The 15,402-nt window shown below is 72.0% G+C and carries 13 protein-coding genes; 6 read left to right on the plus strand and 7 right to left on the minus strand.

Annotation, left to right across the window (positions count from 1 at the left end):
* The first annotated feature begins 55 nt into the window (after nt 1–55).
* The gene (locus AC5R91_RS15735) at nt 56–1,339 is read left to right on the plus strand and encodes an IS256 family transposase (protein WP_495397863.1); all 1,284 of its coding nucleotides are present in this window, start codon (nt 56–58) and stop codon (nt 1,337–1,339) included.
* A gap of 26 nt (nt 1,340–1,365) precedes the next feature.
* Here AC5R91_RS15735 and AC5R91_RS15740 read toward each other — a convergent pair whose 3' ends face one another.
* Nucleotides 1,366–2,082 (minus strand): IS701 family transposase, encoded by a 717-nt coding sequence (locus AC5R91_RS15740; RefSeq protein ID WP_495397977.1) that lies wholly within the window; start codon nt 2,080–2,082, stop codon nt 1,366–1,368.
* 239 nt (nt 2,083–2,321) lie between these two features.
* On the opposite strand from AC5R91_RS15740, the gene ygfZ reads away from it, so the two are divergent.
* Complete coding sequence (gene ygfZ / locus AC5R91_RS15745; protein WP_495397864.1) at nt 2,322–3,479, plus strand: CAF17-like 4Fe-4S cluster assembly/insertion protein YgfZ; 1,158 nt, start codon at nt 2,322–2,324, stop codon at nt 3,477–3,479.
* 19 nt (nt 3,480–3,498) lie between these two features.
* Here the strand turns inward: ygfZ and AC5R91_RS15750 are convergent, their stop codons facing one another.
* From AC5R91_RS15750 to AC5R91_RS15770, 5 genes are all read right to left on the minus strand, one after another.
* Entirely contained in the window at nt 3,499–4,848 is a 1,350-nt protein-coding gene (locus AC5R91_RS15750) for an NsdA family TPR-like regulatory protein (RefSeq protein WP_495397865.1), read from the minus strand.
* Nucleotides 4,849–5,560: 712 nt separating this feature from the next.
* Nucleotides 5,561–6,772, minus strand: a complete 1,212-nt coding sequence (locus AC5R91_RS15755; protein ID WP_495397866.1) for an ABC transporter ATP-binding protein — start codon at nt 6,770–6,772, stop codon at nt 5,561–5,563.
* Nucleotides 6,769–8,127 (minus strand): extracellular solute-binding protein, encoded by a 1,359-nt coding sequence (locus AC5R91_RS15760; protein WP_495397867.1) that lies wholly within the window; start codon nt 8,125–8,127, stop codon nt 6,769–6,771. Before AC5R91_RS15760 ends, AC5R91_RS15755 begins: the two co-directional genes overlap by 4 nt.
* Nucleotides 8,128–8,139: 12 nt before the next feature.
* Entirely contained in the window at nt 8,140–9,099 is a 960-nt protein-coding gene (locus AC5R91_RS15765) for a carbohydrate ABC transporter permease (RefSeq protein ID WP_495397868.1), read from the minus strand.
* Nucleotides 9,096–9,998 carry a carbohydrate ABC transporter permease gene (locus tag AC5R91_RS15770; protein WP_495397869.1) on the minus strand — a complete coding sequence of 301 codons (903 nt, stop codon included), beginning with the start codon at nt 9,996–9,998 and terminating at the stop codon, nt 9,096–9,098. Before AC5R91_RS15770 ends, AC5R91_RS15765 begins: the two co-directional genes overlap by 4 nt.
* A gap of 323 nt (nt 9,999–10,321) precedes the next feature.
* Here AC5R91_RS15770 and AC5R91_RS15775 point away from each other — a divergent pair, with 323 nt between their 5' ends.
* The 4 genes from AC5R91_RS15775 (at nt 10,322) to AC5R91_RS15790 (ending at nt 14,741) form a co-directional block, all read left to right on the plus strand.
* Nucleotides 10,322–11,536, plus strand: a complete 1,215-nt coding sequence (locus AC5R91_RS15775; RefSeq protein WP_495397870.1) for a DUF349 domain-containing protein — start codon at nt 10,322–10,324, stop codon at nt 11,534–11,536.
* 330 nt (nt 11,537–11,866) lie between these two features.
* Complete coding sequence (locus AC5R91_RS15780) at nt 11,867–12,808, plus strand: helix-turn-helix domain-containing protein (protein ID WP_495397871.1); 942 nt, start codon at nt 11,867–11,869, stop codon at nt 12,806–12,808.
* A gap of 306 nt (nt 12,809–13,114) precedes the next feature.
* On the plus strand, nt 13,115–13,666 hold the full coding sequence (locus AC5R91_RS15785) for a hypothetical protein (RefSeq protein WP_495392133.1): 552 nt from the start codon (nt 13,115–13,117) through the stop codon (nt 13,664–13,666).
* A 118-nt stretch (nt 13,667–13,784) separates the two neighbouring features.
* The gene (locus AC5R91_RS15790) at nt 13,785–14,741 is read left to right on the plus strand and encodes an aldo/keto reductase (RefSeq protein ID WP_495392134.1); all 957 of its coding nucleotides are present in this window, start codon (nt 13,785–13,787) and stop codon (nt 14,739–14,741) included.
* A gap of 132 nt (nt 14,742–14,873) precedes the next feature.
* Here AC5R91_RS15790 and AC5R91_RS15795 read toward each other — a convergent pair whose 3' ends face one another.
* Entirely contained in the window at nt 14,874–15,377 is a 504-nt protein-coding gene (locus tag AC5R91_RS15795) for a DUF1269 domain-containing protein (RefSeq protein WP_495392135.1), read from the minus strand.
* Nucleotides 15,378–15,402 lie beyond the last annotated feature (25 nt).

Consider the following 15,402-nt stretch of genomic DNA (forward strand, 5'->3'; position numbering starts at 1 on the left):
GGAGGTGGACCAGGATCGATCTACCTTGATCGGGTAGGTCGGAAAGGGACACCGAATGACACAGAGCACGACGCTTCGGACAAAAGACGAAGCGGCGGCGAAGAGGATCGCCGAGGCTTTCGCGCCGGAGGCGATCGACACGTTGTTGAAGGACGCGAAAGCGACCGGAACACCGATCGACGGGGTCGATGGCCTGTTGAACCAGATGACGAAGGCTGTCCTCGAACGGGCCTTGCAGGTCGAGATGACGGACCATCTCGGCTATGAGGTGGGTGATCCGGCCGGTCAGGGCACGGGAAACTCCCGGAACGGGAAGTCCACGAAGACGGTGTCGACCCGGAACGGGCCGGTCGAGATCGAGGTACCGCGTGACCGGAACAGTTCCTTCGAGCCGACGATCGTGCCGAAACGGGCCCGGCGGATCGGGAATCTCGACGACACGATCCTGTCGTTGTACTCGCGGGGCATGACGACCCGCGACATCGAGGCGCACCTGCGGGAGGTGTACGGCGTCCAGGCGTCCCGGGAGCTGATTTCCAATGTCACCGAGGTCGTCGTCGACGAGATCAAGGCCTGGCAGTCCCGGCCCCTCGACGAGGTCTACCCGATCCTGTACGTCGATGGGATCCGGCTGCGGATCAAGGACAACGGGGTGGTCACGACCAAGGTCGCCTACCTGGCCGTGGGTGTCGACGTCGATGGCCGCAAGCACGCGCTGGGCTGTTGGATCAAGGACACCGAGGGCGCGAAGTTCTGGCAGAAGGTCCTGGCCGATCTGCGTAACCGCGGGGTGCGCGACGTGCTGATCGTGTGCTGCGACGGGCTGTCCGGCCTGCCCGACGCCGCGGTCGCGGTCTTCCCCGAGACCGTCGTGCAGACCTGCGTTGTGCACGTGATCCGCAACGCGATGAGGTTCGTGTCCTACGGCGACCGGAAAGCCGTCGTCAAGGCGATGAAGGACATCTACACGGCGCCGACCCTGGAAGCCGCGGAACTTGGCCTGGCCGCGTTCGACAAGAACTTCGGCGTCCAGTACCCCGGCGCGGTCGACGTGTGGCGTCACGCCTGGCCGGAGTTCATTCCGTTCCTCGACTACCCACCCGAACTCCGGAAGATCGTGTACACGACCAATGCGATCGAGTCGATGAACTTCCAGCTCCGGAAAATCACGAAGAACCGCGGGCATTTCCCCGACCGTGACGCGGCGATGAAGCTACTCTACCTCGGGCTCCGCAACATATCGAGCCAACGCGGCGGCGAGTCCGGTACCGGGACCCACGGATGGAAAATCGCGCTCAACACGCTCTCCAGCCTCTTCCCCGGACGCCTACCTTTCTGATAGTGTGAACGCGTAGGCCAAGCTATTCACCTCTGGCTTACACGGAAATCGTGACAGGCTCTCACCCCGAGCACGTAGACCAGGTGCCGGTCGGTCAGGGCTTGGCGGAACTGCGCGGCGTCGCCGTACCCGGCATCAGCGACGACCGGCCGGGCGGGCACGCCCCAGCCGGCCAACTCGTCGAGCATGTCCAACGCCAGGCGCCACTTCTCTCGGTGCCGGACGTCGGCGGGGATCCCGGCCCGGGTCCGGCGAGCGCGGACCGCCGCGGCCTCGGTCGGATCATCGCAGCATGTGTCGTCCCAGCTGGCCGGCAGGAACAGTCGCCAGTCCAGCGCCGCCGACGCCCAGTCGGTGACCGCGTGCACGGACACCCCGATCTGGCAGTTCCCGACCTTGCCCAACGTCCCGGAGTACATCCGGGCCACTCCGGGCGAGGCGGGCCCGTCCTTCGGGAAACCGGTGTCGTCGACGACCAGCGCCTGCGGGGCCACGAAGTCCACCGCCCAGCCCGCCAGCCGGGCACGGACCTCACCATGCTCCCAGGTCGAGTTCCGCAGGAACTGCTGCAACCCCTGATGATCCACCCCGAGGCGCTCGGCCATCGGGACCAGGCTCTTGCGCTTCCCGTCCAGCATCAGCCCACGCAGATACGCCTCGCCCTTGGCCCGCTGGTCCTTACGCGGCAGGTCCGCGAACATCCGGGCCGCGAACTCCTCCACGACCGGACGCACCTGCTCCATCTCCTCCGGCGTCACAGCAGGCAGCGAACCAGGCGAAGATCCCAACAGCCAAACCAGACGATCAAAGACCTAACAAAGTCCTACTAGGGCCGGGGAAAGCTGGCAGCCGTCGGCTGAGACTCCGGTTATGCCGGCCTGCCGGCATAACCTGGTCAGGCCGCTCGTCGAGCGATCTCGTCGGCCCAGCCGGGCCGTGCACGGCGGCGCGGGGCCCCGGGCGGCGACCTAGACTCGACGGTATGACCGCTGGGTCCACCCCGAGCACCACAGCCACCCGATCCCCGCTGCTCGACCTGCCCGGCGCGGTGCCGGCGGCCGGCGACGACGCGACCGTCGCCGCCCACTACGGCGATCCGCTGCGCGAGCAGCGCGCGCTGCGGGACGGCGCCGCCCTCGTCGACCGGTCGCACCGCGAGGTCGTCCGCATCGGCGGCCCGGACCGGCTGTCCTGGCTGCACAGCATCACCTCCCAGCACCTGTCCGGGCTGGGCACGCTGCGCGGCAGCGAGGCGCTGGTGCTGTCCCCGCAGGGCCACGTCGAACACCATCTCGTCCTCGCCGACGACGGCACGGCCACCTGGGTGGACGTCGAACCCGGCACGGCCGCCGGGCTGCTGCGTTACCTGGAGTCGATGCGCTTCCTGCTCCGGGTGGAGCCGGTGGACGTCGGCGCGCAGACGGCGGTGCTCAGCGTGGTCGGGCCGGCCGCGGTGCCCACCGTCGCCGCGGCCCTCGGCGGTGCCGACCTGGACCTGCCCGAGCCGCTCGCCCTCGAGCCCACCGGCGCGCCGGTCACCGGTCCCTACCCGGTGGCCCGAGCCGCGGACGGCACGCTGGTGCGCCGGATGGCGTACGGCGTCGATCTGCTCGTCGACCGGGCGGCGCTCGCGGCGACGGCGCAACGGCTGCTCGCGGCCGGCGCGGTGCCCGCCGGGCTGTCCGCCTTCGACGCCATGCGGATCGCCGCCCGCCGACCGCGGCTGGGCCGGGAGACCGACCATCGCACGATCCCGCACGAGGTGGGCTGGCTCGCCGACGCGGTGCACCTGGACAAGGGGTGCTACCGCGGCCAGGAGACGGTGGCGCGGGTGCACAACCTGGGCCGTCCGCCGCGCCGGCTCGTCCTGCTCCACCTCGACGGCGCGGTGGCCGCCCCGGGTTCGGCGGTGACGGCCGACGGGCGTGAGGTCGGCTTCGTCGGCACCTCCGAGATGCACGAGGAGCTCGGCCCCATCGCCCTGGCGATCGTGAAGCGCTCGGTGCCGGCAGGCGCCGTCCTCGTCGTCACCGACCCCGACGGCGCCCCCGTCGCCGCCGCGATCGACCCGGACGACGATGACGGCAACGCGGCGGCCGCGCCGAAGCGCCCGGCGGGCCGGCTGCTGCGCTCCTCCTGACGATCCCGAGGGGTCCCGCTCAAAAGGCGCGGGAAAGGGCCTGATCGAGTTCGTGCGCCTCCGGGTCGGTGCTGTGCCGGCGCAACCGGCGCCGCAGCTCGTCGGCCCGGCGGGCGTTGCGCTTGGAGCGCGTCGCCTCCAGCATCGGCATCGCCTCCCGGGTCAGCGCGCAGCCGTGCTCGACGTTGCCCAGGTCGATCTGGACGGCGGCCCGGCGCAGCAGGTAAGTCGCCCTGTCCCGGGCCCGCGAGGTCGGCAGGATCGTCAGGGATCTCTCCAGCCACCGGTCTGCCTGCGCGAGATGGCCGAGATCGATGTAGCAACTGCCGATCTGGGCCTGGTACTCGCCCTCGTCGAAGTAGTCGGCCCAGGCCGGGTCCTCGGGCCGGGCGGCGTCCATCGCCTCCTCCGAACGGGCCAGCGCCTCCGCGCACGCGCTGGCCTCGCCGAGCGCCGCGTGGGCGCGGGCGCGACGCATGTGCAGCATGGCGCCGACCCGACCGCTGGCCCCCCCGATGCTGGTCACGGCGGCCTCCGCGAGATCCACCGCCTCCCGTGGGCGGGCGAAGTCGACGCACTGCAACGACATGTTCTTCAGCACGTTCGCGCCGAGCATCCGGTCGCCACCGGCGTGCGCGGAGTGCAGCGCGGTGATCCAGTAGCGCTGGGCGGCGGTCTGGAAGCCGGCGTCGAAGGAGACCCAGCCGGCGAACCGGGCGAGCTCGGCCGCGACCACGTGCAGGTGGCGGCCGACCTGCTCGGTGTAGGACCCGCGGACCAGCAGGTCCGCCACCACCCCGAGCTCCGCGTCGACCAGGCGCCGGACGCTCTCGCCGCCGAGGCGCTCGTCCATCACCCGCAGGCCGGGGATGTTGTGTTCGATCCGGTTCACGATCTGATCGTCGACCCGTCCGCCGTTCAGCGCGGCGGACAGCCGGCTGGGCTCAAGGCCGAGCCACTGCGTCGCAAGCTCCGCGACGCCGACCCCGGTGATCGTCAGGAAACCACGCCGGTCGGAGAGGGCGTCCTCGACGACGTCCATGATCGACGTGATGCCGCCGGCCGGCGTCCACGGGTACTCGGTGCGCACGGCGTCGCCGGTCGGCAGCCAGGCCGGCCACGGATGCGACTCCAGCCGGTCGTTCGGGACGCCGAGTTCGGCGGCGAGGGCGAGCTGGGAGACCCGGTCCGGGACGACACCGCGGTGCTCCCAGCGCCAGACCTTCTGGCGCTCGGCGGCCATGTTCGCCACTCCGAGGTCACGGGCGCGACGGGCCACCACACGGGCCAGTCGCTGGTAGGACCAACCACGCTGCGCGCGGACGAATGCGAGCGGATGAGTGCAGGCGTGCGCGTTATCCGTCAGCATCGACGATCTCCTCGAGTCGGAACTCCTGGATCAATTCTGTGAGCGCCCACTGACGCTATGTCGCGACATCTTGGTGTCCATAGTGATGACCCCGGTGCGATGCGTGCACAGAGGTCACGGCCGGACCACTGGCGGCCTTGATTGCACGGATGTCGCCGGAACTGCCCGGGTATCCGGGCGTAATGTCCAGTTCTCGAACGATGCGGTCGCGCGGCCGCGACCTGGGGCGCCGCCCGGCCGATACAGGCATGGACGGCGCACTCGACGCATCCTGGTCATATGCGCCTTTCCCGATAATTACCATACGGAATCCGAGGACCAGGACCCGGTCGGACACCATCCGCGCGATGGGCGTTTGACAGACAGCAAAGCACATGGTGCCGCCCGCCGTCACCTATTTTCAGAAACGCCGCCACCTGCGACCAGAATCCGGATCAATCGCAATACAATTGTTCGATGACGGCGATTCCGAGTCGGGGCGTCTTTCGCTCCCGCGGAAACGCCGGCAGGCTCTCCCCGGGCCACCTCGCGGGCCGCACTGCGCATGGCGGCGACGGCGGATCGTCCCTGTCGCGGACGTCGAGGTCTTCCCGTAACGGCGCGGGATCAGGCGGCCGTGGTCAGGAGCGACGGCAGTTCCAGAAGCAGACAGCAGTTCCAGAAGCAGAAGCAGACGGCAGTCCCTGAAGCAGACAGCAGCCAGAAGCAGCAGTCAGGAATGGTCGAGGCGGTCGCCGCCGGGCGCGAAGAAGGTGAGCGCCGACGTCGGGGCCCGGAGCACCACGGGGGCACCGGGAGTCAGGAGGAGGGCGGCATTCACGCGGACGGCGAGCACGCCGGCGCCCGTGCGGACGTGGACGGTCCGCTCCGCCCCGAGCCGCTCCGAGACGACGACCTCGCCCGACAGCCGCAGCTCATCAGAACCGCCCGCCCCGCGCGCCCCACCGAGGCGCCCGGGTTGCCCGGGGACGCCGAGAACGTCGACGTCGAGGGTGTCGACGTCCAGGGTGTCGACGTCCAGGGTGTCGACATCGAGGGTGTCGAGGGCGAGGTGCTCGGGCCGAACTCCGAAGGCCGCCGCGCCCGCGGGCGCCGGCACATCGAAGCCGTCGGCGCGCAGGCGGCCGTCGTGCCAGTGGCCGTCCCAGACGTTCATCGGCGGGCTGCCGACGAAGGCGGCGACGAAGCGGGTGGCGGGCCGGTCGTAGATCTCGTCCGGGGTGCCGATCTGCTGCAGGCGGCCCTCGCCGAGGACCGCGACGCGATCCCCCACGGCCATCGCCTCGGCCTGGTCATGGGTGACGAACAGCGCGGTGGTGCCCAGGCTGCGCAGCAGGCCGACGATCTCGACCCGCAGTTCGACCCGGAGCTGGGCGTCGAGGCCGGACATGGGCTCGTCGAGGAGGATGACGCGGGCCCTGGTGGCCAGCGCCCGGCCGATCGCGACCCGCTGGCGCTGGCCGCCGGACATCTGCGCGGGACGACGGCCGGCGAGGTCGGCGATGCCGAGCATGGCGAGCGTCTCCCGGGCCCTCGCCACGGCGGCCGCCTTCGGCAGGCCGCGGCCGTGGCGCAGGGCGAGCGTCAGGTTGTCCAGCGCGGACTTGTGCGGGTAGAGCGCGAAGTGCTGGAACACCATGGAGACGTCCCGGCGGTGCGGCGGGAGGCCGAGCTGGCTGGTCCCGTCGAAGCGCAGGTCGCCGGTGGTCGGCTCGTCCAGGCCGGCGCAGATCCGCAGCAGCGTCGACTTTCCCGAGCCGGACGGCCCGAGCAACGCGACGATCTCCCCGGGCGCGACCGCGAGCGAGACCTCGTGCAGCGCGTGCACGGAGCCGAACGAGCGGCTGATCCGGTCGAACTCGATCGGCACGCCGGTGATCATCCCGAGCGGGGGAACGGGCCGGGCGGCCGCCGGGGCGCTCAACGGGTCAGCTCCACGGCCTCGGCCTGCGCCGCGGCCAGCGTCTTCGCCGGATCCTCGCCCTTGAAGATGCGCACCACCTGGTCGGACAGCGCGGTCGGCAGCTCGCCGCCGCGGGCCCCGCCCCACACCGGCGCCTTGACCAGCGAACCGGTGAGCGCGAGGAACGGCTTGAGCGGCGGGTAGGTGTCGTAGAACGAGCCGAGCTGGCTGGTGGCCTGGGTGTCCACCGGGATGTAGCTGAGCGCCTCGGTGCTCGCCGCGACGACGTCCGGGGACAGCAGGGAGACGACCAGCTCGGTCGCCATCTCCCGTTGGCACCGGTCGGTGGCCAGGACGGTCAGCGCGTTCCCGCCGGCGATCGGGTGCTGGGTGCCGCCGGGCAGGGTCGGGAACGGGATCGCGCCGGCCCGGAAACCGTTCGCCCCCTGTCCGGCGATGAACTTCAGCCCGCCGGCGAGCGAGGCGACCGACACGGCGGTCATCGCGGTCTGCTTGCGGATGCCGAAACGCAGCAGCCCCTGCTGGGTCGGATCGGCGGACTGCGGGCCGTAGGTGCCGACCTTCGCCAGGAACGCCGCGGCCTCGCTCGCCGCCGGGGTGGTCAGCGCCGGGCGGCCGGCCGCGTCCTGGATCGGGGTGCCCTTGGAGCTGGCCAGCGTGTTGAGGATCCACTGCCCGAACTGCTGACCGGTCGGCAGGTCGATCGGCTGGACGTTCTGCCCGGACGCCTTGATCTTGTCCGCGGCGGCGAGCACCCCGGCGGTGGTGGCGAGGGTGGCGGGGTCGACGCCGGCCTTGGTCAGGACGTCGAGGTTGTAGACCAGGGCGAGCGAGGAGACCTGCTGCGGGATCCCGATCTGCTTCCCGCCGACGGTGCCGAGGCCAAGCAGGCGCTGGTCGTAGGAGGCGCGCAGCAGGCGCGGGGAGAGCTCCTGGGCGCCGAGCTCGCGGGCGAAGACCGGCAGCAGGTCGAAGCCGGCGACCGCGACGTCGACGGAGCGGCCCGCCGACCGGTCGGCGCTGATCTGCTGGACGAGCGCGGTGTAGTCGGGGGCGGTGGCGTTCAGGTCCACGGTGAGGCCGGGATGGGCCTTCTCCATGTACGCCTTGCCCGACTTCGCCACGTCGTTGAGGGTGCCGACGGCGGCCATCCGCAGGGTCTTCACCTTGGCGGCGCATTCCGGAGACGCCGTCGCGCCGGCCACGTTGTCGACGCCGGCGGCGGCGGAACGCGCGGTGGGACGCAGGCTCTCGGCCGGGTTCGCCGGGCCGGAGTCACCACCCCCGCCGCACGCCGTCAACGTGAGCATGGTGACCGCCATGGACAGGGGCAGCAAGCGGCGGATGCGGATCACGCGATGTTCCTCTCAGGCACCGGCGCCCGTGCCGGTGATCCCGGCGGCGAGACGGCGTTGGGCGACGACGAAGACGGCCAGCGACGGCAGGCTGATGATCAGCGCTGCGGCGGCGAGCTCGGCGAAATCGGGGATGATCGACGAGGAATCCGTCAGCAGACGGGCGAGCGCGAGCGGCGGGGTGGCGATGCCGGGTGACCGGGCGACCAGCAGCGGCCACAGGTACTCGTTGTAGGAGAGCAGGAAGCTGAACACGGACACCGAGGCGATCGCCGGTGCCGCGAGCGGCACGATGATCGAGCGTAGCGTCCGCCAGGTGCCCAACCCGTCCATCCGCGCGGCGTCGAGAACCGAGGCGGGGATGGTGCTCATGTACTGGCGGAGCATGAAGATCATGCCAGCGTGGGTCATGAACGGCAGCACCAGGCCGACGCGGGTGTCGGCGAAGCCCAGCGCGGAGATGGTCACGTAGTTCGGCACCGCGGTGACCTGAGCGGGAACCAGCAGCGTGGCCAGCACCACGGCGAACAGGGCGGTGCGCCCGCGGAAGCGCAGGCAGGCGAAGGCGTAGGCGGCGGGGACGGCGGTGGCGAGCTGGAGCGCGAGGATCGCGAGGCTGACCGCGACCCCGGTGAGCAGCGCGGGTCCGAGGTCGCCGGCGTGCCAGGCCTGGTCGAACGAGTGGAACTGCACCCGCGACGGGATGGGGTTGGAGTCCAGCGCGAGGGCGGTCTGCGGAGGTCCGATCGCGGTTCGCAGCATCCAGGCGAACGGCAGGACCGCGACCACGATTCCGACGGTGAGCAGGGCGAGGCGCGCGAGCGTCGCGGCGCCCGGCAGCCGACGACGCGGGCGCGCCGCGCGGGCCGCCGTCGGCGTGGGGGCGGCCAGGCCGCGGCGACCAGCCGGCGCAGGTGAGCCGGATGGGCCGGATGGGCCGACCGGAGCGTCGCTGCTGGTCCCGGTGCTCACGCGGCAGCCTCCCGCGCCCGCCGGATGCGCCGCCCGAGCAGCGCTCCGCCGGCGCCGAGCGCCACGATGACGACGAGCAGCAACAGAGCGATCATCGAGGCGTATCCGATGCGGAACGATCCGGTGAAACCGACCTCGTAAATGTAGTAAATGATGGTGGTACTCGAATGCAGGGGGCCGCCCTTGGTGAGGACGGCGACCGTCTCGAAGGTCTGCAGCGTCAGGATCGTCACGAAGACGCCCAGGAAGACCGTGGTGGGCGCCAGCAGCGGCAGGGTGATGTGGCGCAGCCGGGCGAACCCGCGGATGCCGTCGACGTCGGCCGCCTCATAGACCGAGCGCGGGATGGCGGTCAGGCCGGCCAGGTAGACGATGAACACGAAGCTGGTCAGCCGCCAGCCCCCGACGAGGGCGACCACCGGCAGGGCGGTCGAGGTGTCGCCGAGCCAGTCGACCGGCGCCACCCCGAACAGACCGACCACCGTGTTCGCGAACCCGTCGGGACTGCTGTCGAACATGTACGCGAACACCACCGCCATCGCGACGATGTTCGCGCTGACCGGCAGGAACAACGCGAAGCGCACCAGGGCGCGGCCGTGGGCCACCCGCTCCGCGGCCAGCGCCAGCGCAAGCCCGATCGCGACGGCGGGGATGACCGTGATGAGGCAGTACACGAGGGTGTTGCGCACGGCCCCGCCGAGGTCGCCGTCGGAGAAGGCGGTGCGGGCGTTCGCCGTGCCCACCCAACCGAAATGCGGACCGGTCAGCGTCTTGTCGGTCCCCGCGATGAAGGCCGAGACCAGGGCGGGCCCGATGACGAACACGCCGAGCCCGACGAAGGCGGGGGCCAACAACGCGCCAACTCGCCAGCCCATCCGGCCACCAACCACCCCAGTCATCCATGCACCCCACTCATCACGGTTACGCATCTTGGCCCCACCCATGGCGGGATGCCTAGACCGGGGTCGGGCCACCGCATGAACAACCAGTGCCTTCCTGTGACCCTCCGGGTGGCGAGCCGCCCGGCCGGGGCCGCGGACGGCCGGCTGGTGGGCTCGTGGCCCGACGCCACCAGCGGGAATCGGCGGCCCACGAGCCGGATCCCAGCGCGCCGCGGCGGTCCGGGCACCGATTCATGGTGTCCGGATACGTGGCGGCCGTCCCCTCCGCGGCCGACGCCTGCAAGAATGACAGGAAACGTCAGTCGATCTTCGGGAACACGATGAGTGACCGCAGCGAATCCGGCCAAGCGTCCCCCTGGGGGCGCGTCGCCGACGACGGCACCGTCTTCGTTCGCACGGCGAGCGGTGAGCGCGCCGTCGGATCGTGGCGGGCCGGGAGCCCCAGCGAGGGCCTGGCCCACTTCGAGCGCCGTTACGACGATCTGAGTGCCGAGGTCGTGCTGTTGGAACGGCGGCTGACCCTCAGCGGGGTCGATCCGGGCGGGATCGCCGGCAGCGCCCGCCGGCTGCTCGACTCCCTCGACTCCGCCGCCGTCGTCGGTGATCTCGACGCCCTGCGCGCCCGGCTCGAGACCGTCCTCGCGGGCACCGAGGAACGGCGCACCGTGCTCGCCGCCGAGCGGGCCGAGCGGACCGCCCGGATCGCCGCGGCCAAGGAGGAGCTGGTCGCCGAGGCCGAAAGGCTCGGTCGCAGCTCGGAGTGGAAGACCGCCGGCGAGCGGTTCCGCACCCTCGCCGAGGAGTTCCGGGCCGTCGGCTCCCTCGACAAGCGCACCGACTCGGCGTTGTGGCGGCGCATCACCGGAGCCCGCGAGGAGTTCACCCGCCGGCGCACCGCGCACTTCGCCGCCCTGGACACCCAGCGGGCCCGCTCGCGGGAGCGGAAGGAGGCGATCATCGCCGAGGCGGAGGCGCTGGTCGACTCCTCCGACTGGGCCGGTACGACCGCCCGCTACCGGGCCCTGCTCGCCGACTGGAAGGCGGCGGGGCGAGCGGCCAAGGACGTCGACGACGCGCTGTGGAACCGGTTCCGCGAGGTGCAGGACGTCTTCTTCAGCCGGCGCAACGCCGCGAACGCCGAGCGGGACGCGGAGCTGCGGGACAACCAGGTCCAGAAGGAGAAGGTGCTGGCCGAGGCGACCGCGCTCGACCCGGCCGACACCGAGCGCTCGCTGCGGCGCCTGCGCGAGCTGCAGGACCGGTGGGACGAGATCGGCCGGGTTCCCCGCGAATCGGCCGGCACGCTCGAACGCCAGATGGCGGCGATCGGCGACAAGCTGCGCGAGGCCGCGGACGCCCGGTGGGCGCAACGTTCCATCGCCGCCTCGCCCTTCGTGACCAGGCTGCGAGAGTCCGTCGCCAAGCTGGAGGCCAAACTCGCCCGCGCCCAGGCCGCCGGGCGCACCAAGGAGATCGCCGAGACCGAGGCTGCGCTGGCCACCCAGCGCGCGTGGCTGGCCCAGGCCGAGAACTGACCGCCCCGGGACCATCCCAGCCAGGCCTGAGGCGGTCGCGGCGGTCCCCGGGGTCGCGGCGGTCGTGGGCGATCGCCGCCCGTTCACCGGTCGCCCGCCCGGGCCTGCGGATATCCGGCGCCCGCCGGACGGAGCGCCCCAAAGGTGCTAACTCGCGCGCTTGCCAGAGTTAGCACTCGGACGTATCGTCGATCGCGTTGACGTTGCGTTGTGCCGGGCTCCCCGTCCCGGTGGCCGAGCGCCGATCACCGTCGGCGGCGTCCTCGGCGCGGGATGCCCGCAGCGGTCGGGCGCCGCCCGACCCGTCCGACGAAGGAGGCGTGTGACCCGGTGGCGGCCCTGAATGTGCGCGACCTCGGCGATTTCATCCGGGATCAGCGGCGCGCCGCGCAGATCTCCCTTCGTCAACTCGCCAAGCAGGCGGGGGTGAGCAACCCTTACCTCAGCCAGATCGAGCGAGGTCTGCGCCGACCGTCCGCGGAGATTCTCCAGCAGATCGCCAAGGCGCTGCGCATCTCTGCCGAGGTGCTCTACGTCCAGGCCGGAATTCTGGAGGAACGGCATGGCGGCGAGGACGTCATGGCGGCGATCCTCGCGGACGATTCTCTTTCCGAGCGGCAGAAGCAGGTGGTGCTCGACATCTACGAGGCGTTCTGCACGGAGAACGCCGTCGCCGCCCGAGCCGGCGCGGCGGCCGGCGGCCCGGCCGTGGGCGGCGGCACCGGTGCGGGTGCCGGTGTGGATGACGGCGTCGGAGCGGATGAGGGCACCGCTGCGGCTGACGGCACCGGCGTGGATGCGAGTGCCGGCGGCGAAGCAGGCGACGCGGCCGTTGCCGGTGGCGACGCCGTCGGCGGCGCGAGAGTGACCGCGGCGGCGAAGACCCGCACCGCGGGTCCCGCCCGGCGGCGGCCCACCAGTCGTCGCGCCGCCGCCGAGGCGGCGCAGGACGCCCTGGGCGCGGCGGTGCCGGCCGACGATGCGGCGGCGCAACCGGCCACCCCGGAAGCGCCGAAGCGCCGTAGCCCCAAGCGGGCGACGACGACCACCCGCGGCGGCTCGGCGGGGACCGGGCGGACCAGGTCGGCCGGCGGCACCTCGCCGACCGCAGCCACCACCCGTTCACCTCGCCGCACCGCCACCCCGCCAGACGCCCCCGGCCCCGACACCACCACTGGCCCCGACACCACTCCCGGTTCCGACACCACCGCTGGTCCCGACGCCCGCACCGGCGCGAACGCCACCAGCGGCTCGGACGGCACCAGCAGCTAGAACGGCACCAGCAGCTAGAACGGCACCGACGGCTCGAACGGCACCCCCAGGGCCGGACACGACGGGTCCGGCGGTGGGACCGGCGCCATACCTGCCCCCGGGCGTCCGCCCCGCAGCCGGAGGGGAGCGCCACACCGGCACCGGTCCGCCCGGCCGCGACCAGGCCGGCCGAACCGTCGCCACGACACAACGTCGACCGCACCACCCTGACCCGACAGCCGCCACCGGAGCGCACCCGGAGCGACGGCCGAAACCCCAGGAATCACCTACACGACGACAACAGATCCTCGACCCGAGGGAGACACCATGGCCACCACGCGCACGACATCCCGCACCGCGAGCCGCCCGGCCAACCAGTCCGCCGCCCGCCCCAGCGCCCGCGCCACCGCCCAGACCCGCGGCGACCAGGCCGAGGTGAAGGCCGAGGTCAGGGTTCCGCTGGCGGAGGTCCGCAAGCCGATCTACGCCTCGGTGGGGGCCGCCGACCTCGCCGTCGCGAAGCTGCTCGCCCTGCCCACGACGACGAGCAGCGAGGTCCGCCGGCTCTCCGACCGGGTCGGGTCGCTGCCCGTGCAGGCCGCCCGGGTCCCCACCCAGGTGGGAACCGCGGTTCGCGCGCTGCCGGCCACCGTGACCTCCCAGATCTCGGACCTGCAGGACCGTGCCACCCAGCTCTACAACACCTTCGCGTCGCGCGGGGAACGCCGGGTGGCGAGCATCCGGCGCAGCCCGTCCACCGCGGAGGCCGAGCACCGTACGAGGACCGCGGTCAGCCAGACCCGCGCGGCGCGCACGTCGACCCGCCGGGCGGCGGAGGCGGTCGGCCGCGCGGTGGTCGACGCCGCTCCGGAGAAGTAACACCCGGCAAACCAGCACACATCGGACGCGCTATGGACGACCACCGGTGTGCACAGGTCGACCGCCGCCCGCGGACCTGGTGTCCGCGGGCGGCACTCCGATGTGTTGTATTGAGTACATGCGCTATCGCCCGCTGGGATCGTCCGGACTGCTCGTGTCAGTCGTCGGTCTGGGATGTAACAATTTCGGCTCACGCGTCGACCTGTCCGGCACCCGCGCGGTCGTCGATGCCGCGCTCGATGCCGGGATCACTTTCTTCGACACCGCCGACACCTACGGGAACAAGGGTGGTTCGGAGACTCTGCTCGGGCACGTTCTACGGGGCCGCCGTGATGACGTCGTCCTTGCCACGAAATTCGGCAGCGACATGGGCGGCATGTACGGCCAGGACTTCAGCGCCCGGGCATCGCGGCGGTACATCCGCAAGGCCGTCGAGGGCTCGCTGAGCCGGCTGCAGACGGACTACATCGACCTGTACCAGCTCCACAAGCTGGATGCCTTCACCCCGATCGAGGAGACGCTCGAGGCGCTCGACGAGATCCTCAAGGAGGGCAAGATCCGCTACATCGGCGCCTGCAACCTCGACGCCTGGCAGGTCGCCGACGCAGAGTGGACCGCGCGGGCCTCCGGCGCCACCCGGTTCATCTCCGCCCAGAACCATTACAGCCTGCTCGAGCGCGGCGTCGAGGCGGAACTGGTGCCGGCCACGCTGAAGTACGGCATCGGCGTCCTCCCCTACTTCCCGCTCGCCAACGGGCTGCTCACCGGCAAGTACCAGCGCGACGAGGCGCCGGCGCCCGGGACCCGGCTCGCCGGGCGGCAGGACGAGCTGACCGACGAGGTCTTCGACCGCATCGAGGTGCTGGAGACCTTCGCCCGGGAGCGGGACCGTTCCCTGCTCGACGTGGCGATCGGCGGACTGGCCGCGCAGCCCGGCGTCGCCTCGGTCATCGCCGGCGCGACGAGCGCGGTCCAGGTGCGGGCGAACGCCGCGGCCGGCCAGTGGCAGCCCCGCCCGGACGACCTCGCGGTGCTCGACAAGATCGCGCCGACTCGCCGGCCCGCCGGTTCCTGACGCCCAGGACGGCGGCGGGCGGCCACCGCGCCCGCCGCGACCGGCCCCCCGCCCCCGGTGGTGGCGACCGTCGGCGCGGCGGCCCAGCCACGTCCGGCCGCCGTGCCGCGGCCGGCCCTGTTACGGGGGCCGTCAGGCAGCAGGCGCGGGCCGGCGGCCCAACGCCCGGGCCAGCCGGTGCTCCCGCTGCGGGGGCAGGGTCGTCATGATGACGACCGGATGGTGGGGACGCAGCGCGTCGGTGACCTCGTCGACCGCCGAGCGGCGCACCAGGGCGAAGATCGCGGCCCGGCCCGGCTGCAGGTGCCCGGCGATGCGCCGGACCAGATCGTCGTCCACGCCCGGCCCGCTGAACCGGCTGGCGAGCGCCCCGGCGCCCGCCCCGATGCCGAGGCCGACGAACGGGGCGAGGAACACCATTCCGATCACCCCTCCGCACAGGGCCCCGCCGAGAGCGGCGGTCCGGGCCGGGTTGGCCACGCGGCGGATCGTGACGCGGCCGCGCTCATCCCGCCAGACCAGCGTGCCGTCGGCCAGATCGAGCCGCTTGTCCCGGCGTAGTCGGCGGCCGTGTGACCAGGCCTGCCGCGCCTGCTCCACGCTGTCGAACCCGAGAACCACGAGCTGCTCCGCCATCGCCGCCATCCCTTCCAGCCCTCCG

Source organism: Frankia sp. BMG5.60 (assembly GCF_059428125.1).